Annotated in this window: 21 protein-coding genes and 4 tRNA genes; 15 read left to right on the forward strand and 10 right to left on the reverse strand. The window is 38.5% G+C overall.

Going from position 1 to position 24,829, the window contains the following annotated elements; translation table 11 throughout:
* Window positions 1-533 precede the first annotated feature (533 nt).
* Complete coding sequence (locus tag CQZ96_RS08035) at window positions 534-1,643, forward strand: transglycosylase SLT domain-containing protein (RefSeq protein ID WP_105713076.1); 1,110 nt, start codon at window positions 534-536, stop codon at window positions 1,641-1,643.
* 83 nt (window positions 1,644-1,726) lie between these two features.
* Here CQZ96_RS08035 and CQZ96_RS08040 read toward each other — a convergent pair whose 3' ends face one another.
* Both CQZ96_RS08040 and ttcA read right to left on the reverse strand, forming a co-directional pair.
* On the reverse strand, window positions 1,727-2,110 hold the full coding sequence (locus CQZ96_RS08040) for an SCP2 sterol-binding domain-containing protein (protein ID WP_004722377.1): 384 nt from the start codon (window positions 2,108-2,110) through the stop codon (window positions 1,727-1,729).
* A 225-nt stretch (window positions 2,111-2,335) separates the two neighbouring features.
* Window positions 2,336-3,244 (reverse strand): tRNA 2-thiocytidine(32) synthetase TtcA, encoded by a 909-nt coding sequence (ttcA, locus tag CQZ96_RS08045; RefSeq protein ID WP_004722379.1) that lies wholly within the window; start codon window positions 3,242-3,244, stop codon window positions 2,336-2,338.
* Window positions 3,245-3,782: 538 nt separating this feature from the next.
* On the opposite strand from ttcA, the gene CQZ96_RS08050 reads away from it, so the two are divergent.
* Window positions 3,783-4,634, forward strand: a complete 852-nt coding sequence (locus CQZ96_RS08050) for a lytic transglycosylase domain-containing protein (RefSeq protein ID WP_374759594.1) — start codon at window positions 3,783-3,785, stop codon at window positions 4,632-4,634.
* A gap of 315 nt (window positions 4,635-4,949) precedes the next feature.
* Entirely contained in the window at window positions 4,950-5,855 is a 906-nt protein-coding gene (gene htpX / locus CQZ96_RS08055; RefSeq protein WP_004819720.1) for a protease HtpX, read from the forward strand.
* Window positions 5,856-6,049: 194 nt separating this feature from the next.
* Here the strand turns inward: htpX and CQZ96_RS08060 are convergent, their stop codons facing one another.
* The 3 genes from CQZ96_RS08060 to CQZ96_RS08070 form a co-directional block, all read right to left on the reverse strand.
* Entirely contained in the window at window positions 6,050-6,403 is a 354-nt protein-coding gene (locus tag CQZ96_RS08060; protein ID WP_004722385.1) for a hypothetical protein, read from the reverse strand.
* 53 nt (window positions 6,404-6,456) lie between these two features.
* Window positions 6,457-7,038 (reverse strand): DUF4112 domain-containing protein, encoded by a 582-nt coding sequence (locus tag CQZ96_RS08065; protein ID WP_105713077.1) that lies wholly within the window; start codon window positions 7,036-7,038, stop codon window positions 6,457-6,459.
* Window positions 7,039-7,203: 165 nt separating this feature from the next.
* Window positions 7,204-8,235 (reverse strand): L,D-transpeptidase family protein, encoded by a 1,032-nt coding sequence (locus tag CQZ96_RS08070; protein WP_004722390.1) that lies wholly within the window; start codon window positions 8,233-8,235, stop codon window positions 7,204-7,206.
* 525 nt (window positions 8,236-8,760) lie between these two features.
* On the opposite strand from CQZ96_RS08070, the gene pyrC reads away from it, so the two are divergent.
* The 9 genes from pyrC to CQZ96_RS08115 all read left to right on the forward strand — a co-directional run bounded on the left by pyrC (window position 8,761) and on the right by CQZ96_RS08115 (window position 15,591).
* Window positions 8,761-9,795 (forward strand): dihydroorotase, encoded by a 1,035-nt coding sequence (gene pyrC / locus CQZ96_RS08075; protein ID WP_056514255.1) that lies wholly within the window; start codon window positions 8,761-8,763, stop codon window positions 9,793-9,795.
* Entirely contained in the window at window positions 9,780-10,439 is a 660-nt protein-coding gene (gene rnt, locus CQZ96_RS08080) for a ribonuclease T (protein ID WP_004722393.1), read from the forward strand. The genes pyrC and rnt overlap by 16 nt, the downstream gene beginning before the upstream one ends.
* A gap of 20 nt (window positions 10,440-10,459) precedes the next feature.
* A tRNA-Glu gene (locus CQZ96_RS08085) sits at window positions 10,460-10,535 on the forward strand.
* A gap of 163 nt (window positions 10,536-10,698) precedes the next feature.
* Complete coding sequence (locus CQZ96_RS08090) at window positions 10,699-12,126, forward strand: amino acid permease (protein WP_105713078.1); 1,428 nt, start codon at window positions 10,699-10,701, stop codon at window positions 12,124-12,126.
* 270 nt (window positions 12,127-12,396) lie between these two features.
* A tRNA-Glu gene (locus tag CQZ96_RS08095) sits at window positions 12,397-12,472 on the forward strand.
* Between the two features lie 335 nt (window positions 12,473-12,807).
* A complete protein-coding gene (locus tag CQZ96_RS08100) occupies window positions 12,808-14,232 on the forward strand; it encodes an amino acid permease (protein ID WP_004722397.1) in 1,425 nt (474 codons plus the stop codon).
* A gap of 132 nt (window positions 14,233-14,364) precedes the next feature.
* Window positions 14,365-15,264: a hypothetical protein gene (locus tag CQZ96_RS08105; protein ID WP_105713079.1), complete on the forward strand. Its 900-nt coding sequence runs from the start codon at window positions 14,365-14,367 to the stop codon at window positions 15,262-15,264.
* Between the two features lie 133 nt (window positions 15,265-15,397).
* A tRNA-Glu gene (locus CQZ96_RS08110) sits at window positions 15,398-15,473 on the forward strand.
* A 42-nt stretch (window positions 15,474-15,515) separates the two neighbouring features.
* Window positions 15,516-15,591: transfer RNA gene (locus tag CQZ96_RS08115), tRNA-Glu, on the forward strand.
* An 85-nt stretch (window positions 15,592-15,676) separates the two neighbouring features.
* On the opposite strand, the gene CQZ96_RS08120 is transcribed toward CQZ96_RS08115, so the two are convergent.
* Window positions 15,677-16,294 carry a YiiX family permuted papain-like enzyme gene (locus CQZ96_RS08120; RefSeq protein ID WP_228722787.1) on the reverse strand — a complete coding sequence of 206 codons (618 nt, stop codon included), beginning with the start codon at window positions 16,292-16,294 and terminating at the stop codon, window positions 15,677-15,679.
* 198 nt (window positions 16,295-16,492) lie between these two features.
* Complete coding sequence (locus CQZ96_RS08125) at window positions 16,493-17,683, reverse strand: putative solute-binding protein (protein WP_224965497.1); 1,191 nt, start codon at window positions 17,681-17,683, stop codon at window positions 16,493-16,495.
* A gap of 378 nt (window positions 17,684-18,061) precedes the next feature.
* Between CQZ96_RS08125 and CQZ96_RS08130 the strand changes: the two genes are divergently transcribed.
* From CQZ96_RS08130 to CQZ96_RS08140, 3 genes are all read left to right on the forward strand, one after another.
* The gene (locus CQZ96_RS08130) at window positions 18,062-18,646 is read left to right on the forward strand and encodes a 5-formyltetrahydrofolate cyclo-ligase (protein WP_056514265.1); all 585 of its coding nucleotides are present in this window, start codon (window positions 18,062-18,064) and stop codon (window positions 18,644-18,646) included.
* Between the two features lie 147 nt (window positions 18,647-18,793).
* On the forward strand, window positions 18,794-21,223 hold the full coding sequence (lon, locus tag CQZ96_RS08135; RefSeq protein ID WP_004722406.1) for an endopeptidase La: 2,430 nt from the start codon (window positions 18,794-18,796) through the stop codon (window positions 21,221-21,223).
* A 255-nt stretch (window positions 21,224-21,478) separates the two neighbouring features.
* Complete coding sequence (locus tag CQZ96_RS08140) at window positions 21,479-21,856, forward strand: VOC family protein (RefSeq protein ID WP_004722409.1); 378 nt, start codon at window positions 21,479-21,481, stop codon at window positions 21,854-21,856.
* A 259-nt stretch (window positions 21,857-22,115) separates the two neighbouring features.
* On the opposite strand, the gene CQZ96_RS08145 is transcribed toward CQZ96_RS08140, so the two are convergent.
* The 3 genes from CQZ96_RS08145 to lysA all read right to left on the reverse strand — a co-directional run bounded on the left by CQZ96_RS08145 (window position 22,116) and on the right by lysA (window position 24,799).
* Entirely contained in the window at window positions 22,116-22,544 is a 429-nt protein-coding gene (locus CQZ96_RS08145; RefSeq protein WP_105713081.1) for a hypothetical protein, read from the reverse strand.
* Window positions 22,545-22,695: 151 nt separating this feature from the next.
* Window positions 22,696-23,541: a diaminopimelate epimerase gene (gene dapF / locus CQZ96_RS08150; RefSeq protein ID WP_105713082.1), complete on the reverse strand. Its 846-nt coding sequence runs from the start codon at window positions 23,539-23,541 to the stop codon at window positions 22,696-22,698.
* 13 nt (window positions 23,542-23,554) lie between these two features.
* A complete protein-coding gene (gene lysA, locus CQZ96_RS08155) occupies window positions 23,555-24,799 on the reverse strand; it encodes a diaminopimelate decarboxylase (protein WP_105713083.1) in 1,245 nt (414 codons plus the stop codon).
* Between the last annotated feature and the right edge of the window lie 30 nt (window positions 24,800-24,829).

Below are 24,829 nucleotides of genomic sequence, written 5' to 3' on the forward strand. Positions count from 1 at the left end.
ATATTGCACTTGATACTTATTTTTTAAAAAAAGTTGCTACAGTCTACAGCCAATAGCGTAAAAATGTCAGCTCAAAAATAGCGCATTTTAAGTTTTAAAAAGCAATAAAATCGTTTTTTTCCTATTTAAATTCAGACAGAAAATTCAATCAGAAAACCTTTTAAAAGTGGTAATTCTTAACTTACATTTGGAACATTTGCTTACAGTTTTTGGCAGCGTATTTCAGTTTTAAAATTTCTGCATTTTTTAAAAAAATATTCTGTTAAAAATCATTATCTTAAATATTTTAAATTGATCATTTTTCATACAAAGTTTGACAGATCTAAAAACCGCCTATATTATGCGCACATGTTTTATGAGTTTATTTTTTTAATTTTGTAGTTTTTCTGCAAAATCTTTCTATCCCACATGTCATTTTTTGAATGACGTTCATGACTGCCCACCCTTATTGAATTTACCAACTATAAGAAGTTTTTAAGCGTTTTTGTGCTTATTACTTTTTAGGGCAATAAATTACTTGTAGCGGAGACAACATGCACAGTAGTTCAACCTCTGGGTCGAGGCTTAGCCTTAACTCATTTTTTCGTGCGCTGCCAATCAAAACTTTAGTTTTATCCACTGCATTAATTCCTTTTAGTATTAATGCGAGTAAGAACAATCAATACAATGCTGTAGTTAATTCGAGTAAATTGACTGTAGTTGCGGTTTCCAATCCAAGCATCGTGTTTAAGGATGGAGACTACAAGCATGGCTTCGGCTATGACTTAGCCCATAACTATGCTGAAAGTTTAAACGTTAAACTTGAGCTTAAAACTGTTTCTGACAATGCAACAGCATTGAAAATGGTTGCTCAAGGTAAAGCGAATTTTGCGATTACCACCGCAAATATGCAAAGCATCGAAGCAGAACGCTTAACCTCATTTTCAGCAAGCTGTGGCGATTTCAACAGTTTAAAAAGTAATGGTTTAAACCCAGAATTAAATTGGGTATTTAAACAAGCTGAAGATCCATTAACAGCAACTGCAAGTGGTTTCATTTGCCAAAGCAAACAAAATGGTTCAACGCAGCAACTTGCCTCATTTTATAATCGTAATGTCGTCAAGAAAGACGATTGGAACGTGATTCAACGTGACTTAAGTTCTCGTCTACCGATTTATAAAGCCAGCTTTAAGCGCTCTGCACAGCAATATGGCTTAGATTGGCACCTACTTGCTGCAATTGGTTATCAAGAATCATATTTAAAACCAGACTCTGTTTCTCCCACAGGTGTCCGTGGTTTGATGATGTTGACCAATACCACAGCCAAAGAAATGGGTGTCAGTAATCGAAGTGACCCCGCTCAGAGTATCCAAGGCGGCGCAAAATATTTTGATATAATGTTGAGTCGTTATTCTTATATTCGTAATCCAGATCGTCATTGGTATGCTTTGGTTGCATACAATATGGGGCCTGGTGCAGTTGAAGGTATTCAAAAGCGCATCAAAGCACAAGGTAAAGATCCCAATGACTGGATGAATCTTTATAATTATTTGACACGTAATCAAGCAAGTAATGGTCGTTATAAACAAGCGGTACAGTATGTCACACGTATTCGGGCTTATTTAGAACACATTAAGACCACACCTCGATTACTAGAAATTTAATCTGTATTTTAAATCGATTGGATTTGTAAAAATCAGGCAATAAAAAAGCTTACTCTCGGGTAAGCTTTTTTATTGTAAAAAGATTAAGCAGTTTGCTCTAATACTTTCTTAAATAAATCTTTTTGCTCTTGGCTTGGCTTGGCTGTTTGTAAAGCCATCAATTGAGACATATCACCTTGAACTTTGATTTTGCCTGTCATAAATGCTTGCATAGCAGCAGCCATATCAAATTCTAAGAATACTTTACGAAGTGTTTCAGCATCCATGTTCAATGTTGTTTTCGCATTTGCAGAACTACCTTTGACGATTTTTCCGCCGTCTAAAGCAAGCTCTGTGTTGCCATCTGCATCTGCAACAACCAAATTAATTGCTAAACCTGAAAGTGCTGGTGGTAAGTTTAAATCACCTGCTTCAGCAGTTAATTTTTCAACATTTGCAAACCAATCATCAGTTAAAAATGCAGGCATGTTCATTCCTCAAATTATTTATTCAATTTATTGTGTTATCTATCCAGACAACATCAGGTTGAAGCAGTTTTGCTTGCCCAATGTTATAGCATGATAATTTCAATTTGGGCTAAAGTTTTTTGTACGGACTGTTCATGTTTTATCGGTTTTATCGTTTTATTTTTTTAAATCAGGCACTCATCTCAATATGAATGCCCGATTCGTTCATTTAATTGGCAAAAAAGATCAATCTGCTGCAAAACTAAGATTTACAACATCTAAACGTTTTTTCATTTCTTCCGTATCACATTTCATATCGAATTCACGTTCTTCATCCAATTTTTCAAAATCAAATAAATCACGGTCAGCCAATTGAGATGGTGAAACATTCTGCAATGCACCAAAAATGCTATGCAAACGTTTTGGATATTGTTTATCCCAACCACGTAGCATGTCATTTAACATGGCACGTTGTAAGTTTTCCTGAGAACCACATAAGTTACATGGAATAATCGGGAATTTACGAATTTCAGCATATTTGATGATGTCTTTTTCTTCAACATAAGCCAAAGGACGAATCAAGATATTCTTTTTATCCGAAGACAATAGTTTTGGTGGCATCGCTTTTAAGCTACCACCATGGAATAGATTCAAGAAGAAGGTTGCAATGATATCATCGCGATGATGACCCAATGCCACTTTGGTCGCACCAATCTCTTGCGCAAAACCGTAGAGTGAACCACGACGTAAACGTGAACACACTGCACAGTAAGTTTTCCCTTCAGGTGTCAAACGCTTGGTGATGCTATAAGTATCTTTTTCCAAAATATAATAAGGAATATTGTTTTCTTCCAAATATTTCGGTAACACATCTTCAGGAAAACCAGGTTGCTTTTGATCCAAGTTCACTGCGACAACATCAAAGTTGATCGGTGCAATACGTTTAAATTGCAACAAAATATCAAGCAAGGTGTAACTGTCTTTCCCACCAGAAACACAGACCATTACCTTATCGCCTTCCTCAATCATTTTAAAATCACGAATTGCATGGCCGACTTGACGACGAAGTTTTTTCAAAAGACGATAATAAGCTGAACTTGTTGGAAGCTCTGGTTTAAAATTAAATCCTTGTTCGGACTCAACTGGCGAGTACATAGACGAGATAAACCCATAAAAAAATACTGGGCAATTTTATCTGATTTGAACGTTAACCGCATCTAAAGATTTTTTTATTTTGCATCAATTTTTATCTGGTCATCTTCCTGTCGTATTTCCACATTTAAAATAGACGGCTCAGTTCATTTTTTAGCCGAAGTGCTTATCTTTTGGACTTTTCCACAGTTTTCCACAAAACCTGTGGATAAAATTGTGGATTGTTTGGGGCTTGACAAAGTTTTCTCACGCAATGATGGGCATTCTCTTTAGATTGATCATTTTTTAACCATTATATTTTATATATATTTTTCAATTGTTTAGCATAGTCAATAAATATATTTTAAAAAAAATATAAAATTTTTTTTGATTAATATGCCAACAAATAGCACTTGCTTTTTCGCGATTGTATTGTTAAAACTCAATTCATAGTTTTTCTTGTTCAATAACTTTGTTAAACTCCCAAAAATTGGGGAAATATTTTAATTACTACAAAATGAAAAAATTAATTACGGGTTCGCTAGTGTCTATTTTAGGGTGTATGAGCTTTGCCTCATTTACATCGCAAACGTTTGCAGGTCAAATTTATTTCTACAAAGACCAAAATGGGACAACCTTACTGACCAATCGGAAAAATTCGGATCGTTCACTGCAAAAAGTCAAAGTGACTTATTATAAAGACAGTAATATTCATAGTTATAGCAATTGGGGCAGCTCAGAATCTGCAGTACTGCCGAGTTATAGTAAAAGTAAAAACTCTTTTGACAGTATTATCCGCCAAGCTGCGCAGACGCATGGTGTGTCTGAAGGCTTAATCAAAGCAGTAATGCATACTGAGTCTGGCTTTAATACCAATGCCCGTTCTCCTGTCGGTGCACAAGGCTTAATGCAACTGATGCCTGCAACGGCTCGTCGCTTCAATGTGTCAAATTCTTATGATCCACAGCAAAATATTTTTGGTGGTGCCAAATATCTCAGTTGGTTAATGAAACGCTTTAATGGCAATACCAGTTTAGCTTTAGCGGCTTATAATGCGGGTGAAGGGAATGTGGACAAATACGGCGGTATTCCTCCCTTCCGTGAAACCCAAGACTATGTCAAACGTGTCACCAGTCGTTTAAACAACCTCTATGCTGGTGGTTTAAATTTATCTGCAAATAATATTGGCACTTCAACCAGTACTGGACAAATCATTGCCCAATCAAATCAAAATGATTTCTCCAATCAAGTCGAGCCGACACCACAAATCAGCAACAGTTCAAATATTCAACCAGTAAAATATAGTTCTCGACCAATTATTATTGCTTCTGATGGGACTTACACAGATGCACCTGCGGGTTCTTATTCAACAGCACATGCCAGTGCGACAGCACAAATCACCATTGGCAACTAATGCTTATCTGCACTTAGAATCCAATTAATAGCCCTATTGAAATAGAAAATAAAGCACGTAATTTGTGCAATTACATATTTTCAACAAATTGCTGAAAAAAATAATGTTTTCTCTAATACAGAGAATCTTTTTTTAACTTGCCTATTTTTTTAAATAAATTCTTTATCCACTATCCCTTTCAATTGAATTTGTCATTTTTTGCTAGCTAGATTTTTCCCTCTTATTCTTGAATTTTAATCATCTAAACCTCATATTGAATTTCATGATTTATTTTAATACATCATATTATTTATTATTTATAAGAGGGTTCTCTCCATGATGCGGATTGGTTTGTTTTTGCTAACCAACCTCGCGGTACTGGTTGTAGCTGGCATTATCCTATCATTATTAGGTGTTGGTAGTTACTACGGCGCTGGCGGTCTTAAATTAGGCAACCTGATGGTCATCTGTTTAGTGTTTGGTATGGTAGGTTCTTTAATCTCCCTATTTATGTCCAAATGGATGGCGCTAAAAACCACAGGTACTGAATTAATTGACCCGAATGCTCCTCGTAACCAAGCCGAAGTTTGGTTATTACAAGAGGTTGCTCAACTTTCCCAACGTGCTGGTATTCAAATGCCAGATGTTGGTATTTTCCCATCTTATCAGTCGAATGCGTTTGCCACAGGTTGGAATAAAAACGATGCACTTGTATCGGTTTCAACAGGTTTGCTTGAACGCATGAACAAAGATGAATTGCGTGCCGTGCTTGCGCATGAGATTGGTCACGTTGCCAATGGTGACATGGTCACATTATCCCTTATTCAAGGTGTAGTGAACGCCTTTGTAATGTTCTTTGCCCGTGTGGTTGGTGATTTTATTGACCGTAATGTCTTTGGCCGTCAAGATGGTGAAGCGCCTGGACTGGCTTATTTTGCGATTACCATCGTGCTTGATATCGTCTTCGGTATATTGGCTTCGGCAATCGTAATGTGGTTCTCTCGCTATCGTGAATACCGTGCAGATGAAGCTGGTGCTCAACTTGCAGGTAAAGAAGCCATGATTTCCGCTTTATTGCGTCTACAGGCTGAATCTGAAATGCCAGATCAAATGCCGAAAGAAATGAAAGCTTTTGCGATCGCAGAAGGTAAAGAGCAAGGTTTTAGTTTGGCTGCTTTATTCCAAACTCACCCAAGCATCGAGCAACGTGTTGCCGCTTTACGCCAACTCAATTTACCTTAATCTATACACGCTCGCTCAATCGCAGTGATCTCATAGAAAAACAAAGCCTCCAATATGGAGGCTTTGTTTATGGGTAGATCATATTTTAGTTTTTGCTTTATCCAATATTTACCGCGCAATTTCTTTCTTACTTTCTTACTTTCTTTCAATACCAATACCAATACCAATACCAATACCAATACCAATTTGAGGGATTAATCTAACTGGATACAACGAATTAAACTCCCATTCGGATCAATCACACAAAACATATCAATTTCTTCGAGATACTGAATTTCAGTTATTCGTGCTTCTGGGAATTGTGCCCAATCTAAACCTTGCCAAAAATGAAACAGATCTTTCAAGACATGTGTTCTTAAGCAAGCACTAAACCATGATTCTTTTGGATTTAAATTGGGGTGATGGAAAAACTCAACCAGCAAACTGTCTTTACTTAAGATCATCCATTCTGTGGACTGATAATCACACTGAAAACCTAAGAATGCATAAAATTTACGAGTATGATCAAAATCAATAGCAGGAAGGTTTGCCGAAATATAATCTTGCATGATCACCTCTGTATTTTAATATCTACATTTTCAAATCAATTCAATGTTGGAATTTAAGCACGATAGCTTTGATACCAATCCCACAACATATTTACGCCAAACCACATCGCAAGTCCAATCAGGATTAAAACAATCAAGCCTAAAATATCGGGAATATGAATCCAAATCCAAGCAATGACAGGATTACGCCAAAATGCGGAATGCTGTTGCTTTTGTTCTAGCTTCTCATGTAAAAATGGGTGAACCACATGATCATCGCTATAAATCTGATATTCTTCTTGAATATGGTCATGTACAACGTCTAAAGCTCTACGACTGGGCCGAATAAAAATATCGAATAAGGTTCCAGCAATCGGTATACATCCCACAACCCCATCCATCACAGCCAGTTTTAATACTCCATTGAGTTTAGCTTGAGGCACGCCAATCTGTTTGGCTTTATAAACTGCATAGCAAGTCAGCACAAAACCCGCGACATCACCAGCAATCGGTATGGTACTGAGTGCAGCATCAGCCCCAACCCCTTGCTTGGTAAATGGAATACGCACTACTGAATCCATCATATTGGCAAATTTAGCCAAATCTCGTTCAAGTTTAATGACTTCTTGAGTAGATAATTTTTTTTCTGTACCCATAAAGATTTCAATTTTTTTGACATGGTTAAGGTAAATTGATCATACCCAATAAATTCAGTATGTTGTGTATAAGTTTAATATTTACAGCAGCAAAATTTTATCTACGCAATAAAAAAAGCTGAGCCCTCTTTTAAAGTACTCAGCCTTTTCGGATATACAACGGGATTAATCTAAGAACTTAACCACGGTCCCCGGTTGAACCTTGCGACCTAAATCATTGGCATCCCAATTGGTCAAACGAATACAACCATGAGAAGCGGTCTTTGAAATTAATGAAGGATTCGGCGTACCATGAATACCAAATGTCGGTTTACTTAAAGCAATCCACATATTACCAACAGGACCATTTGGGCCAGGCGGTAATGCCAGCTTTTGACGGTTGCTCCCTTGAACAAAGTTTTTCGGGTTATAACCATAGACAGGGTTTGGTGCAACTTTAATGACCTTATGCGTCCCTTTCGGGGATGGTGTACCAGAACCCCCAATTGTGGCAGGAAAAGATGCAATCATTTGATTTGTACTATTATATAAATAAAGTTGTCGAGCAGGCTTATGCGCAATAATTAAGGCCACACCTTCAGGCAAATCATTACGTACGATCGGTACATTGATAGTTTCGCCTACTTTTTTAAAGTTAGCTTTTGGATTGAGTTGTTTAAGAAAGTCTTCATCAATATGAAACTTTTCACCTAACATTTCACTCACACGGGTGTAATACAAACCCGGCATTTTTGCTTGTTGGGCATAATTTCGCGGAATTGCTTTGGCATAAGGTCCTTTAATATCCGCGGCAGTAATTTGATAAGTTCCAAACGCTGCAGTTTTTTGATTTTTTAACAAACTGTCCCAAGTCTGTTTATCCAGTTCACCACTAATCGGTAAACTTTTAATCTGTTGATACGCGGCAAGTGCTTTTAAAAAGTTCTTACCACTTTTACCGTCGATTGGCCCTGGCGAAGCATGTAAATTATTGAGCATCACTTGTGCACGGGCATAAACGGGGAATTGTCCTCTGCCAATATTTTCTGACCAATTGGCTGTATTGATACTATTGACTGACCAATCTTGTTTTAAGTCCGCTTTTATCGCTTCTTGACTTTTATCAGCTTTAACATTTTGTTTGGCAAAAATTTGACTTTGAATATTTAAACCCACAAGACACATGATGCAAATCAGGTTTGGCAGAAACTTGCCCATATAAAGCTCTCTATTAACTCAATATTATAATTGATGTACTTATCTAATAAACTATTGTATTACAGATACATAGTATACTGATCTCAGACAATAAAAGCGACGTCACACACACCTTGAGCCGATCATTTATATTCTCAAGGCTTTAAACACAATTGTATAAGGTCAATAGCGTGTTTATTCATAAAATGAAAGTTATGTATGTTCGAAGTTTATCTTTGTATGACTTTATTATCATTTTTTAAGAAAAATATGCAATAGTACATTTTGACTATTTAATCATTTAAAAACGGTAATTTTAAAATAAATTCAAAATAAGCAATTGAAAATCATTGCCATGTTATACAGTTGTAGATTTTCTACTCAGCATTAGCACCCAATCATGACACATACATGACCAATCCGAACAAAATATAAGCTTTAGATTTGTTTTTAATCATTTAATTTGAATTATTGATTAGAAATAGCTGTTATCATTTTAAAGTGTTATAGATTATCATCTCATTTATTTTGTCAGTAAGAATTGCCTTGAATACGATCACTTTGCTTCAGCCAGATGACTGGCATGCCCACCTGCGTGATGGTCTTGCCTTAAAACGTACAGTTCCAGATCTAGCCAAACAATTTGCCCGTGCGATTTGTATGCCGAACCTCGTTCCACCTGTGAAAACTGTAGATGAAGCGAATGCTTATCGTGACCGTATTATGGCACATGTTCCTGAAGGGGTTGATTTTGACCCACGTATGGTACTGTATTTTACCGACCATACTTCTCCAGATGAAGTTCGCAAAATCAAAGAGTCTCAATTCGTCAATGCAATTAAACTCTATCCTGCTGGTGCAACAACCAACTCGGATAATGGTGTCAGTGACATTCGTAAAGTCTATGCAGTAATTGAACAACTTGAAGAACATCAAGTACCATTATTGTTACATGGTGAAGTTACCCATCAGCATGTGGATATTTTTGACCGTGAAAAACGCTTTTTAGACGAAGTACTTTCACCGTTACTTAAACAATTTCCGAAATTAAAATTGGTGTTAGAACATATTACCACCAGTGAAGCTGCGCATTTTGTGCTTGAACAAGATCGTAATGTTGCTGCGACGATCACACCACAACATTTACTGTTTAACCGTAATGATATGTTGGTCGGTGGCATAAAACCTCACTTTTATTGTTTACCGATTTTAAAGCGTCAAACCCATCAACAAACTTTACTTGAAGTTGCCACTAGCGGCAGCCCTAAATTTTTCTTAGGTACTGACAGTGCGCCACATTCTAAAAATGCCAAAGAAAATGCATGTGGTTGTGCAGGTTGCTATAGTGCACCTACAGCAATTGAGCTTTATGCTCAGGCTTTTGATCAAGTCAACAAAATCGAACGCCTAGAAGGTTTTGCCAGTATGTTTGGTGCAGACTTCTATGGTTTGCCTCGCAACACAAATAAGATTACCCTTGTGAAAGAAGATCAGGTAATCCCTGAAAGTTTAGATTATTTGGATGGTGAACACATTATTCCACTTTATGCTGGAAAAACCATCCAATGGAGAAAGGTGTGACAACTGAAACATTACCTGTGATTGGACAACGCTTTCGTGGTTTTTTACCCGTTGTGGTTGACGTTGAAACAGCAGGTTTTAATGCAGATACCGATGCATTGCTTGAAATCGCATGCATCCCCATTGTGTATGATGCTGAAGGAAAATTTGTTCCAGGTGAAGCACATCATGCACACATCAATCCTTTTGAAGGTGCAAATTTAGATCGTCGCTCTTTGGACTTTATTGGTGTAGATCCATTTAATCCCATGCGTATGGCAATGGCTGAAGACGAGAAAACAGCATTAAAGCGTATTTTTAAGGCGGTTAATGAAGTACGTCGTCAGCAACATTGTACCCATGCGGTCTTGGTCGGACACAATGCCCACTTTGATTTAGGCTTCCTAAGAGCTGCAATTGCGCGAACTGGCAGTAAAAATCAAAACCCTTTTCATAGTTTTTCTGTATTTGATACTGTGACTTTAAGTGCGGTCATGTTTGGTCAAACTGTTTTGGCTAAATCATGTATTCAAGCTGGAATTGAGTTCGATGGTAAAGAGGCTCACTCGGCCTTATACGATACTCAAAAGACGGCTGAACTGTTTTGCTATATTTTGAACAAACTCGCACCTCACTTACTTGACAATTTGGTGGCGGATCAATAAGATATCGCCATCTTCTAAACGACCCTATCGTCTAGAGGCCTAGGACATCGCCCTTTCACGGCGGTAACCGGGGTTCGAATCCCCGTAGGGTCGCCATCTATTTATTCTTATAATTCCTTTCTCTTTTTTTGATTTTCTTGATTCAGTTATTTTATTTCATCCCTCGTTCTTTAGACTTTAGAAGCTGATGGCTTATTTTATTTTGTCAATTTTGGCATTTTAATCTAAAATATCTCTTTAAAGTTCAATGACATCAAATATGCAATCACCTGATCAATCGAATCAGCACACTGTCGCTGATGGGCAAACTATTGTCTTAAAAAGATCCATGACCAAACGCCATCTGATTATGTTGTCATTAGGCGGTGCGATTGGTACTGGCTTATTTTTAAGTTCAGGTGAAGTGATTGCACAAGCTGGGCCGATTGGTGCAGTGATTGCCTATATTATCGGTGGTTTAATTGCCTATATGGTGATGCTGTGCTTAGGCGAACTTGCGGTCAATCAACCTGTGACTGGATCTTTTGGTGCTTTTGCAGCTAAAAATATTGGACCGGGTACAGGCTACATGGTGTCATGGATGTACTGGCTTGGCTGGTCTGCCACCTTGGGGACTGAATTTACCGCAGCAGCCATGCTGATGCAGGAATGGTTTCCAACAACCTCCATCTGGTTATGGACCCTAGTCTTTATTGTTGCCGTCTTGATTTCCAATCTAACCTCAACACGCTTTTTTGCTGAGTCAGAGTTTTGGTTGTCTTTTGTTAAAGTTGCAACGGTACTAGTATTTATCTTACTCGGCCTAACCGCAATATTTGGATTAATTCCCTTCCATGGGCATGAAACTGCACCTTTATTCAGTAATTTAACCGCACATGGCTGGTTACCCAATGGTTTATTTCCTATTTTTGCCACCATGCTGATTGTAAATTTTGCCTTTAATGGTACTGAGATGATTGGGATTGCTGCTGGTGAAACTGAAAATCCTGAAAAAAATGTCCCGAAAGCAATTCATGCTGCGGTTTGGCGGTTAATGATTTTCTTTGTTGGTACCATTATTGTCATCAGTTCATTATTACCCTATCAAGATGCTGGCCTAGCCGCGCATGGTGAAGGGATCAGTAATAGTCCCTTTGTTTCTGTATTTAACTTGATTGGAATTCCTTACGCAGAAGACATCATGCGTTTTGTGATCATTACAGCGCTTTTGTCCACTGCTAATTCAGGACTATATGCGGCATCTCGTATGATGTGGGCGCTTTCAATTCAAAAACAATTACCTCGAGTTTTTTCCAAACTGACCAAATCAGGTACCCCTGTTGTTGCAATTTTTGTGACCATGATTGGGGGTTTACCCGGTTTACTGTCGGAGCAATTTGGCGCAGATGTGATCTTTAAAAACTTACTCGGCGTGGCAGCATTTACCATGGTTATCGTGTGGATGAGTATTTGCTGGAGTCAGTTTAATTTCCGTCGTAAATGGCTAGCCAGCGGTAAAACACTGGCTGATTTAAAATTTAAAACGCCGTGGTATCCCGTTGTACCAATTCTTGGCTTTATCACTTGTACCGCAACCGGTTTAAGTATGGCAGCAGATCCAGAAATGCTTTCTGGCTTTATTGGTTGTTTAGTGTTTATGGCAGCATGTTATGCAACTTATTACTGGCTTTATCATCAGAAAAATTAAGTCGGATTGTAAATCACTGATCAGCCCGTATTCATACGGGCTTTTCTATTTTAGGCTTTTAATCCGCAGCATAATTTTTAAGTGATTCATATATAAATCAAGCTGTTTTCATTTGATTTGGATTCTTCTAAAAACAAAAAATAGCTTTCTGGCTAAATTAAAAACAAATACATGATGATTCGCTTATAGATTCATCAGTTAAACGCTTTTTCGATAAATCCATTTTGACAAAAATGTCTTTTATCCTTAATATACGCATCACCTCATTACGACCCTATCGTCTAGAGGCCTAGGACATCGCCCTTTCACGGCGGTAACCGGGGTTCGAATCCCCGTAGGGTCGCCATATTTGAGAAGGTTGTTAAAATAAAACTTTCTCGTAAAAAAGCCTGAGCAATACGACTCAGGCTTTTTTATATCTATCGTATTTTAAAGCAGTTAAAAACCACCATCCCTTCATATTTAAAAGGTTGTTTTTTCATCAATAATCTGGATTTTTAATTTAAAATAATCAGTGCAGAGTTAAATATAAATAATTGATTTAAATATTTATTTATAAAAACCATAAAATCGCGGTGATTTATAGTATTGCTTATTGAGCATTAGCAACACTCAATCATTGCACTATTTATGAATTGGGCTAAAATAGCGCGCTTCTTGTTTTATTTCCATCTGAAGCTTATGCAGTCATCACCAAATCAAAATGATGCTCAGGTATCATCTAATTCTTCACCACTCAAACGAGCAATGAGTACTCGTCACTTGGTGATGATTTCGCTTGGTGGTGCAATCGGTACAGGGCTTTTTTTAGGTTCTGGTGAGGTGATCTCACAAACCGGTCCGATTGGTGCCATTATCTCTTACATCCTCGGCGGTGTAATTGCCTATATGGTGATGCTGTGCTTAGGTGAACTTGCTGTTCATATGCCTGAGTCTGGTTCGTTTGGTACTTATGCGCAACGATACATTGGTCCAGGTACCGGATACACCGTTACTTGGCTGTATTGGCTAACATGGTCAGCAACACTAGGCACTGAATTTACTGCTGCGGCTTTGTTAATGCAAGAATGGTTTCCGCATATCTCGATGTGGTTATGGACGCTGATTTTTGCAGCAATCGTGTTTGGCTTAAATATGAGTTCAACCAAATGGTTTGCCGAATCTGAGTTCTGGCTCTCTTTGGTCAAAGTCATCACGGTAATCGCTTTTATTCTTTTTGGCCTTTTGGCAATTTTTGGTATTTTAAATTATCAGGGACATACTTCAGCACCGTTATTTAGTAATTTGACCGATGAAGGCTGGTTCCCACAAGGTCTATTCCCAATCTTCACCACCATGTTAATCGTGAACTTTGCCTTCTCTGGCACTGAGTTGATTGGCGTTGCTGCGGGTGAAACTGAAGATCCCGCGAAAAATGTGCCTAAAGCCATCAATACTGCTATTTGGCGTTTATTGATTTTCTTTGTTGGTACTATCATCGTAATTAGTGCATTGCTGCCTCACCAAATGGCAGGATTACATGCTGAAGGGGTCAGTAGCAGCCCATTTGTTACCGTATTTGATCATATTGGTATTCCATACGCAGAAGACATTATCCGTTTTGTGATCATCACTGCGTTGTTGTCTGCGGCCAACTCAGGGCTATTTGCGGCATCACGTATGATGTGGTCGCTCTCAGCCAAGAAACAGCTTCCAGCAATGTTTTCTAGAGTCAATGCACGCGGTATTCCATATATTGCTGTGATTGTCACCATGTTCGGTGCGTTACCTGGTCTGCTTTCAGAACAATTTGCACCTGAGACTATTTTTAAAAACTTGTTGGGTGTGGCTGCGTTTACCATGGTTGTGGTGTGGATGAGTATTTGTCTGAGCCAATTTAATTTTAGACGTCAATGGTACAAACAAGGTCATACCAAAGCTGAATTAGGCTTTGCTGCACCATTGTTTCCAATTGTGCCGATCTTAGGTTTTATCTTCTGTTTAATTACCTGTATCAGTATGGTATTTGACCCTGAGATGGTAGTTGGCTTTATTTGTTGTTTAATCTTTATTGCGATTTGCTATATCAGCTACGCATTCTTATATAAAGATCAATCACAATCCTAAACAAAATCTTACTGATCATGCCTAAGCAAAAAGTGTAGCCATTGGCTACACTTTTTGTACATTCATAGATAGTCAAAATCAGTTTAAGCTCGTAATTTAATAGTTAAACATAACAATCTATAAAAAACCCCAATGAAGATTATTTTTATTCATGGTATGAACCAGCAGAATTATAATGCTGAGAGTTTAAAGCAACATTGGATTGATATTCTTCAACAGGGAATCGATGAACTTAAACTGCCTATTTCAACAGCACAATTAGATATTCGCTTGGCTTTTTATGGCGATTTAATCAGTAAACACCAATTAAGCAATCGCTTTGACTTAGAAAGCTTTCTGCCTAAATCATGGGTAAACTTTCACTTTCATAAACATACAACAACGTCACCCACGACAACTTCAAATATCCCTCCCGCAATTCCAATACTGCCCTACTTCATGCCTGAACATGACTTAAAACTGTCCAACCGCTTGTATTTGGCTTCGCAATTGTTAAAAGATAAAGCGCTCAAAGAGTTCTCTTTAATTTTAAATAATTTTCCAAAACTTCATGAAAGTCTGATTCATAAATTCCTGATCGAAACTTATTTATACCTCGCCAATCCTCAGTTTATGGATGAAGTCCATCAACGGATACTCGCTAGCTTAGAACCCGATCAACCGCATATTATCGTTGCGCATTCATTAGGAACCGTGATTGCCTATAATCTTTTACAACAGCTGCAAACAAACTACCAGATACAACGCTTTATTACCTTAGGCTCACCACTCGCCTTTAAAGTGATTCAGTCTAAACTGGCACCACCAGTCAAAAGACCAAATTGTCTAAATGGTGATTGGCATAATTTCTATTCACCAGATGATTTTTTAACTGCTTTTCCTTTGATCAACGCGCCCTTTGACTTTCAACCCGCGATTTTAAATACCGCGATTTCAACGTTTATTCATACTCCTCATCAAATCGCAGGCTACTTACAACATCCTGCGGTGATTAAAAATATTTTAGATCCCATTGTGTACCCCAAGCCGTAATAATGGTCTTAATTTTAACCACTTTGCTCATATTGCTTTGTTTTTATCCATATAAACGCAATTTCAGTTTTTATTGTGGAAAAAAGTTTGACACCTGCCAGTATTCACCCTAATATACGCCCACCTCTGAAACGACCCTATCGTCTAGAGGCCTAGGACATCGCCCTTTCACGGCGGTAACCGGGGTTCGAATCCCCGTAGGGTCGCCATTAATTTAATGGTTTAGTTTCAAGTGTCTGCCTCAATTTATTGACCCTATCGTCTAGAGGCCTAGGACATCGCCCTTTCACGGCGGTAACCGGGGTTCGAATCCCCGTAGGGTCGCCACATTCAAGAATGTATGTATATACCGCTTCTTATAAAAAGCCTGAGCATAATGACTCAGGTTTTTTTATGCCTGCTATATTTCCAATCAATTCAAGCCAGCAACCGAGTCAACCATTTTCAGTTTCTTTGAATTAAAAATTGCACTTGGCGCAATCACAGTTTCTTGCAATGGAATATGCTGTCCATAGCGTTGTCGCATAAGTGCTTTAACACTTCGATCTGTGAGATCAAAACTTTGTAATTTTTCCAAGGGCGCCAATTCTATTCCTAAAGCGTATTGATAAGCTTTCCATACAATTTCAGAGCAATAAATTGCGTCATCATTCCATTCAAAATAAACATCATAGGGTTTATTTAAATAAGTCTCGGCCTGTTTGACTAACTTGTGCTGTTGCTCTGCAGTTAATTGAGGTTGATAACGCTTTACGACATAGGCTTTATTTACACCGCGATTGATCCATTGTTGAAGCGGTGTATATTTCACAGGCTGAATCGCCTCCAAAACCAAAGCTTGACCTTGTTTCATCACGATCATTCCCATGTGGCTATATGGCGAATGGGTGGCTTTTTGAATCACAAGACTTTGTACAGATTTAGAAGTATGAAAAATAATATCCCCTGTCTGATACTGTGCGGCATATATCGAGTTAACGTAAAACAACACTGCCAGCAACAAGAGTTTGAACGGTTTTCTTAACATCATTTAAATCTTAATTTTGATCTTCTTTATCTTGGATTTAATCTAACAGAGTAGTAAAGCATTGCCTAAACTTTGCAATAAAAAAGGAGCAAAATAAACTTTCATTTTGCTCCTTTAGCTTTTAATTCAAATCAAAAACATCAGCTGTTTGTGATTTTGCTTTTGACTTATATACCTCATCAAGACAAGAGCAAAACCCAATCATTCATCATTTAAAGCACATTCAAAACTACTTGGGGTTTGACCACATCGAACCTTTTTCAAAATTTTCATCATTGTTGGGTCATAGAAGCCTTCTTTGGTCATCTGAATACGTGCTTCACGCATAATCTTAATATAGCCTGGTTTATCTGCTTCACGAATATCAAACCAATACTTATCTGGAACTTCTCGCTCCAGTTTATCGACAAACTGAAATGCTGGGCTGAGTTGTTTAGAAATCATTTCCCGTGCGATTGGTCCCATACCTGCAGGGAACTTATTCCGATGCATGATTAATGTGCCTGTGACCTGTATCAAAGGAAAGCGAATAATACCACCGACCACATTGCCATTTTTATCCGTCATACCCTTTTTCAATTCTAAAGGCTTAAATAACAAAGCAGGCCCCGCCATAATATCGACTTCTTTGTTATTAAACTTTCCACCCACAGTTAATAGATCAACTGAAACAGGTTGTGCACCAACATTTTGCACCAACTTCTTTTGAGTACCGTCAAAGTTCATGACCGCCACTTTTTTCCCTGCTGCTTTTGATAAGGTATCAATACGGCGATCATTAACCATGATATACGCAGCACCTAAAGGAACAATCCCCACCACTTCATAATCACGATTGACCATTTTTGCATCGTACTCAGGTCGTGCAAGTAACTGGATCACGGTGGTTAATTGCTTATAGTTTTGTACTGCCCCAATAGCATCAATACTGCCGACAAACGGATTAAACTGACGTGCACGAATGTTACTGATTCCAGCACCATCACAGCGTTTACTGCGGAAATCCTCAGTCAATACACGTTCATCGGTATAAACTCTTAAATTAATATCCGTAGAAGCGGTTTTCTTTAATTTTGGATAATTTAAATCAATATGCATCGACAATTTGGTTGGACGGGTAATTTTCATATCCACCCCAAATTCCTTAGCAATCTGTGTAATTCGTGGCAGTTCACTGATATAACTGGTCGCTTGTTCAAAAGCTTCACTATTGGCGCCATCAGGAGAATACACACACAGCGTGACTGTTTTGGGAATCTGTTGCCAAACTTTTGGATCATTCATTAAGGTTTTAATTTTATTCTTTGAATGTGCAGATAACTCAAGATCCAGTTTTGGCGCTGCTGGAGCGGCATAGCTCATCAGCGGTAAACTGCTTGCCAATGCAAGCATTGAGATAACAAACCGTCGTGACAAGGTATGAGATTGTTGTTTTAGCTGACTTTGCATGGTGTTTTCCTGTTTATTTTCGTGCTTATCCATAATCATCACTCACGTGAATTTCTTCTCAGCCTAATTGAAGTGCTTTCATTTGCAATTGACTGAGCAAAATCCTACATTTGTCAGAATAGATACTCCGGACTTAAAATGTAGAACATCAATATTTAATCTTGTTTTATCAAACGATTAGCATAATAGCTTAAAACTGCCCATTTATCGCAAACTCTAGTGAATAAAAGATAATCAAAATAACATCTTGATCATTTCGTTATAAATGCTGTTTATCAATTCATTGTATACTGGCAACAGTTTAGTTTTAGCATTCAAAACATGGATCAAAATTCACAACTGCGTAGATCTTTAAGACAACAACGACAAAAGCTGACCCGCAATCAACAAATGGTCATTGAATTGCAATGCTTTAAACAGATGCTACGCCATCGCCATTTTTTCAATGCGCAGAAAATCGGATTATATTTAGATGCTTTTGGTGAAATTCAAACCAAATTGCTTATCGAATATTGCTGTGCGATTGGAAAAACCGTGTATTTGCCCATGATCTGTAATATGAACAAAAAACTGGTTTGGGTCAAAATATCAAATCGGCAGTTTCGCAATCGACGCTTTTCTTTACATCGTCTTGGGATGTTAGAGCCCATGGCAAGTCGTGCTAAACATATTTCAATACTCGATCTGGTGGTTATGCCTTTATTGGCTTGTGATTTAAAAGGTAGCCGTATGGGCATGGGAGGCGGTTTCTATGATCGAACGCTTGCATCAGCTGCACACCGCCCACATCGACTCGGTTTAGCGCATAATTTTCAGTTACTCACCCACGAGCTAAAAAGAAATCCATGGGATCAGCCCTTAGATAGCTTAATTACCCCAGCAAAAACCTATTATTTTCGCCGTTAAATTGACCAATAAATGCAAATAGGTTTATTTGTTAATCAGATACTTGCGATTTTTTAAACTTTTTATTTGGCAAAGCCCTTGTAATTTTTGAAATACACATCACTATAAAAAATATGGCAACACCGTTGTCACTCATTAGGAGTGCCCATGTCTGAGATTATTATGAATCAAGAAAACTTAGAGCCACAGGTTCCAAGTGTATTACCGCTTTTAGCGTTGCGTGACGTGGTTGTGTACCCACATATGCAAATTGCGCTATTTGTGGGTCGTGAAAAATCGATCAATGCAGTTGATGTGGCTCGTAACAGTGACAATTTAGTATTTGTAGTTGCGCAAAAAGATTCGCTTACAGAAGAAATTGATCACGACAACTTATATCAATATGGTACCGTCGCGAAGATTGTACAAGTTGTGAATCATGAAAATGATGAAAACTGTATCAAGGTACTGATTGAAGGCTTACATCGTTCTAAGCTGGTTGAAATCATCGACAATGATGAATACTTATCGGCTGAACATGCATTAAGCCCAATGACGATATCTGTAGATAAAGATACTCAAGCAACACGTGTAGAAGAATTACGTGCACTGTTTTCACAGTATGCAGAAGCCAAATTACGTAATGCACGTGAATTGATTGCAGCAGCAAATAAAATCGACGATTTATTACAATTGTTGTTCTTTGTTGCAACCCGTGTACCTTTAAATATCGATGTAAAACAAAAATTCCTAGAGCACGATGAGTTTGAAGCACACTTACAAGAGCTGATGACTTATTTATTGCAACAATCTGAAGAACAACAGATTGAGCAAACATTGCATGACTCTGTAAAACGCCAAATGGAAAAGAACCAACGCGAATACTTCCTCAATGAGAAGATGAAAGTCATTCAGCGTGAACTTTCCGATATGAATGGTGGCGCGGAAGATGATGTTGCTGAAATTGAAAAACGTTTAGCGGAAGCTGATTTACCTGAACATGTGCGTAAAAAAGCTGAAAATGAATTCCGTAAACTCAAAGCAATGCAACCTGCGTCAAGTGAAGCTGCTGTTGTACGCAACTATATTGAGGCTATTTTAGATACGCCTTGGAATAAAGCCAGCAAAGTCAGCATTAACTTAGCCAAAGCTCAGGAAATTTTAGATACAGACCACTATGGTTTGGATGAAGTTAAAGAACGTATTGTTGAATACTTAGCAGTTCAATCACGCGTGAAAAAACTTCGAGGTCCAATCCTTTGTTTAGTTGGTCCTCCTGGTGTTGGTAAAACCTCACTCGGGGAATCAATTGCCAAAGCAACTGGTCGTGAATTCGTTCGTATGGCACTCGGTGGTGTCCGTGACGAAGCAGAAATTCGTGGTCATCGTCGTACCTATATTGGTGCGATGCCGGGTAAAATTGTGCAGTCATTGACCAAAGTTGGCGTTAAGAACCCTCTGTTCTTGCTCGACGAAGTTGACAAAATGGCACAGGATTATCGTGGTGATCCAGCTTCTGCCCTGCTTGAAGTACTTGATCCATCACAGAACAACAAGTTTAACGATCACTACTTAGATCTTGATCTTGACTTGTCTGAAGTAATGTTTATCTGTACTGCAAACAGCATGAATATTCCTGAGGCTTTATTAGACCGTATGGAAGTAATTCGTTTGCCGGGTTATACCGAAGACGAAAAAGTCAATATTGCTGATCGTTACCTTGTTCCAAAAGCAATCAAGAACAATGGTTTACGTGGCAAAGAATTGACTGTTCATGAAGAAGCGATTCGTGACATCGTACGTCGTTATACCCGTGAAGCTGGTGTACGTAGCCTTGAACGTGAAGTATCGAAGATTGCACGTAAAGTGGTGAAAGAATCAGTCAGTAAGAAAGCGAAAAACTTACATATTGATGTCACTGCTGAAAACTTACCTGAATATTTAGGTGTGCATAAATTTGATTACGGTATGGCGGAAGAAGAAGCTCAAGTGGGTCGTGTAAATGGCTTGGCATGGACTTCTGTCGGTGGTGAGTTATTGACCATCGAAGTTGCAGCAGTAAAAGGTAAAGGTAAATTTATTACCACGGGTTCACTCGGCGATGTAATGAAAGAATCTATTACTGCGGCAATGACTGTGGTTCGTACACGTGCTGATGAATTGGGTATTGAAGCTTCTCGTTTTGAAGAAACTGACGTACACGTTCACTTACCTGAAGGTGCGACACCGAAAGATGGACCATCTGCAGGTTTGGCATTAACCACTGCTCTGGTTTCGGCATTCACTGGGATTGCAATTCGTCCTGATATTGCAATGACAGGTGAAACCAGCTTAGGTGGCCGAGCAATGCGTATTGGTGGCTTAAAAGAGAAACTTTTAGCAGCACATCGTGGTGGCGTTAAACTGGTGTTTATCCCACAAGAAAACGTTCGTGACTTAGCTGAAATTCCTCAGAACGTGAAAGATGGTTTGGAAATTAAAGCGGTGAAAAGTATCGATGAGATTCTTCCACTTGCTTTGGTTGAGCAACCTACGCCATTGGTCAAAGCACCAATCGTTAAAGCGGTTGATGAAGGCAAAAAAGCTGCACGTCATTGATCCAATGACCGAAAAAGAGAACGCTTCGGCGTTCTTTTTTTATGTTTATAATCTATTGTTTCTTTAAGTTCACTTAGAATATTGATTAAAAAATAAACTTATTTACAAAATACAGCTACGCTTGAGTTAAGTTTGTCATAAGCTAATCACAATAAAGTCTAAAAATAGAGTTTAAAGGCTCAACTGCCCTTAAGCTTATAAATACAGCCATGTATGGTTATAAAACCGATAACAGCAAAATAAAAGGACACGTTTATGTCAAATCCAGTGTGTTGGTTCGAAATCTATGTCAATGATATGGCACGGGCAAAATTATTTTATCAAACGGTGATTGGTTCTGAGCTGAGTTTACTTAGTGATCCAAACGATTCATCGGTGGAAATGTGGACATTTCCATCGGATATGAGCCAATACGGCGCAACAGGCTCATTGGTTAAAATGGAAGGCATTTCTGCTGGTGGAAACAGTACAATTGTCTATTTCAGTAGTGAAGATTGTGCCATTGAAGAAGCCCGAGTAGCAGCCGCTGGTGGTCAAGTTCATCAAACAAAAATGTCGATTGGGCCTCATGGGCATATTGTTTTAGCCATTGATACTGAAGGCAATATGTTTGGTATTCATTCAATGAATTAATGGTGAGTGAACATAACGACTGTTGCTAATTTAAAATTGGCAACTAGACTGGTTGAAAAATACACAAGTATCCTCATATATAAATTATACAAGTATGCGCGCTGTAAGTGTGGTTACTTAACGTTGATTTGGTCTCCAGACAGATCTACGTTAAAACACAGTCCTACCCATTTTGGACTGTGTTTTTTTATGGGTAAATTCGAGACTGATACAAAAGCTTATCTTAGAGAAAGTATTTATTGGCTTAAAGCGCATAGAGTTATGAACGGTTCTGCTGCCATTGTGCATATTTTTGACTAATCACGACTGCCATCAAATCATAATTGTCCCATGTATCATCCACAGCATAAGTATCTGTCAAACCTCTAGCATCAACTAAGATTTCATCATAATCTTTAAAATATTGATGGCTCTCATAATAGGCTTGGGTAAACTCAAAGCCTTGTTCATTTAAATCTTCTTCCCAAAATTTTTCATCACACATATTGATCAAAAACTGTCGTCCAGTCATTTGACGTGTGCGTACTTGTTCTAATTCATCGGCACTTTCTTCTTGGTGAAACTCACCTTCCAATTGGTTATTGATAATCCAGGCCAAATAAATTCCAATATGTGTTCCACCATTTTCATATGGAAAGCCTGCTTGCTCTGCGGATTCGCCATGCCAATCAATACGATCTATTGCCATTGTTTATTTTTCCTTGTGATTATTTATTTAGATCTCTAAACAGTATAAACATTTATCTGGTCTTTTTTAATCCAAAAACTAAACAGTTAGAGATAAAAAAGCCCTGAAATTAATTCAGGGCTTTGCTCTAAGCTGTAAAAAGAAAAGCAGATCAACCTTGGAAATAACGTAAATCTAAACGACCTTCATAAACGGTTGCCGTCGGCCCTGTCATCCAAACCACATCGCCTTCTTTCCATTCGATTTGTAATTTACCACCAGCCAACTCAATTTCGACATTATTGGCAAGTAAGCCACGACGCATTCCAGAGACTGCGGCTGCACAAGCGCCTGTACCACATGCCATCGTTTCGCCCACACCACGTTCAAACACACGTAAGCGCGCATGCTTTTCATCAACAATTTGCATAAAGCCTGCATTTACTCGTTGCGGAAAACGTGCATGTGCTTCCACTTGAGGACCAATTTTGGCAACATCTGCAGTTAAAACATCGGGAACGATTGTCACTGCATGTGGATTGCCCATATTGACCACATCAATAGTCAGCAATTCATTATCTTGCAATGCGATGTCATACAATGCATCTGGCTCTTCTGCAAGAAATGGAATCTCATTGGGTAAAAATTTTGGATAGCCCATGTTGACGCGCACCCAACCATTTTCACCCAACTCAGGTTCGACAATACCAGCGCAGGTTTGAACTTTAAAACGCTTTTTATTGGTCAACTGACGTTCATAAACAAACCGTGCAAAACAACGCACCCCATTGCCGCATTGCTCTACTTCTGAACCATCAGCATTGAAAATACGATATTTGAAATCAACATTGGGAAAATCTGGTGGTTCAACAATTAACAGTTGATCAAAACCAATCCCGAAATGGCGATCAGCCAAACGGCGAATGGTCATTGCATCAAAAAATGCACGCTGGCTGATTAAATCAACCACCATAAAGTCATTGCCCAGACCATGCATTTTGGTAAATTCTAATAACATTTAAAATGGCTCCTTAAGGCAATAAGCTTTCATTTTCCCAAAGTGATTCAATCGTTTCTCGCTTACGAATCACATACGATTGGTCAGCATCGACCATGACTTCAGCAGCACGACCACGGCTGTTATAATTTGAACTCATGACAAAACCATACGCACCTGCACCTAAAACAGCAAGATTGTCATTTTCCTGAATGGCAAGTTCACGTTCTTTACCAAGGAAATCGCCCGTTTCACAAATGGCGCCCACGATATCCCAAGTCTTTGCTTCAAAATCTATACGCGATATCACAGGTTGAATGTCCATCCACGCTTGGTAAAGCGATGGACGAATCAAGTCATTCATTGCAGCATCAATAATCGCGAAATTACGATAGTTGGTTGGTTTTAACAAATCAACTTTAGTCACCAATACCCCAGCATTTGCTGAAATACTCCGCCCCGGTTCCATATAGACTTTTAAGCCTAATTTCTCTAAAGCTGGACGCATTGCATTGGCATATTCAGCAACACTTGGCGGTGTTTCATCTTTATAGGTCACCCCTAAACCACCACCAATATCGATGTGTTTAAGCTGGATGCCCAATTCTTTCAATTTTGCAATCATCATAATGACGCGGTCAAGCGCATCTACGAAAGGTTGTGTTTCAGTTAATTGCGAACCAATGTGACAATCGATCCCAATCACATCAAGGTTGGGTAAAGACGCCGCATATTGATAGGTTTCAAAAACTGAATCTGATGGAATACCAAATTTATTTTCTTTTAAACCTGTCGAAATATAAGGATGTGTTTTTGCATCTACATCTGGGTTTACCCGTAACGAAATCGGAGCTTTTTTGCCTAAACCTGCCGCAACTTTTTGGATACGATCAAGTTCAGCATGGGATTCCACATTAAAGCACGCAATCCCTACTTCTAGGGCTTTTTGAATATCTGCTTCTTGTTTGCCTAAACCTGAGAATACGATTTTTGTAGCATCTCCACCTGCGGCAAGGACCCGTGCAAGCTCACCACCTGTGACAATATCAAAGCCTGAGCCTAATTTTGCCAATACATTCAATACCGCAAGATTTGAGTTTGACTTCACCGCAAAACAAATTTGATGATCGATAAAGCTAAATGCCTGATCCATATCCAAATAATGCTTTTCAAAAGTTGCCTTTGAATAAACATAAAGCGGTGTGCCATATTGCTGCGCGAGTTGATCTAAAGAACATTGCTCTGCATGCAATACCCCATGAATGCGGGAGAAACTCATGAATCTATCCTTTCAATGAAAGTGTAATTA

Source organism: Acinetobacter sp. MYb10 (genome assembly GCF_002980175.2).
GTDB classification, from domain to species: domain Bacteria; phylum Pseudomonadota; class Gammaproteobacteria; order Pseudomonadales; family Moraxellaceae; genus Acinetobacter; species Acinetobacter guillouiae.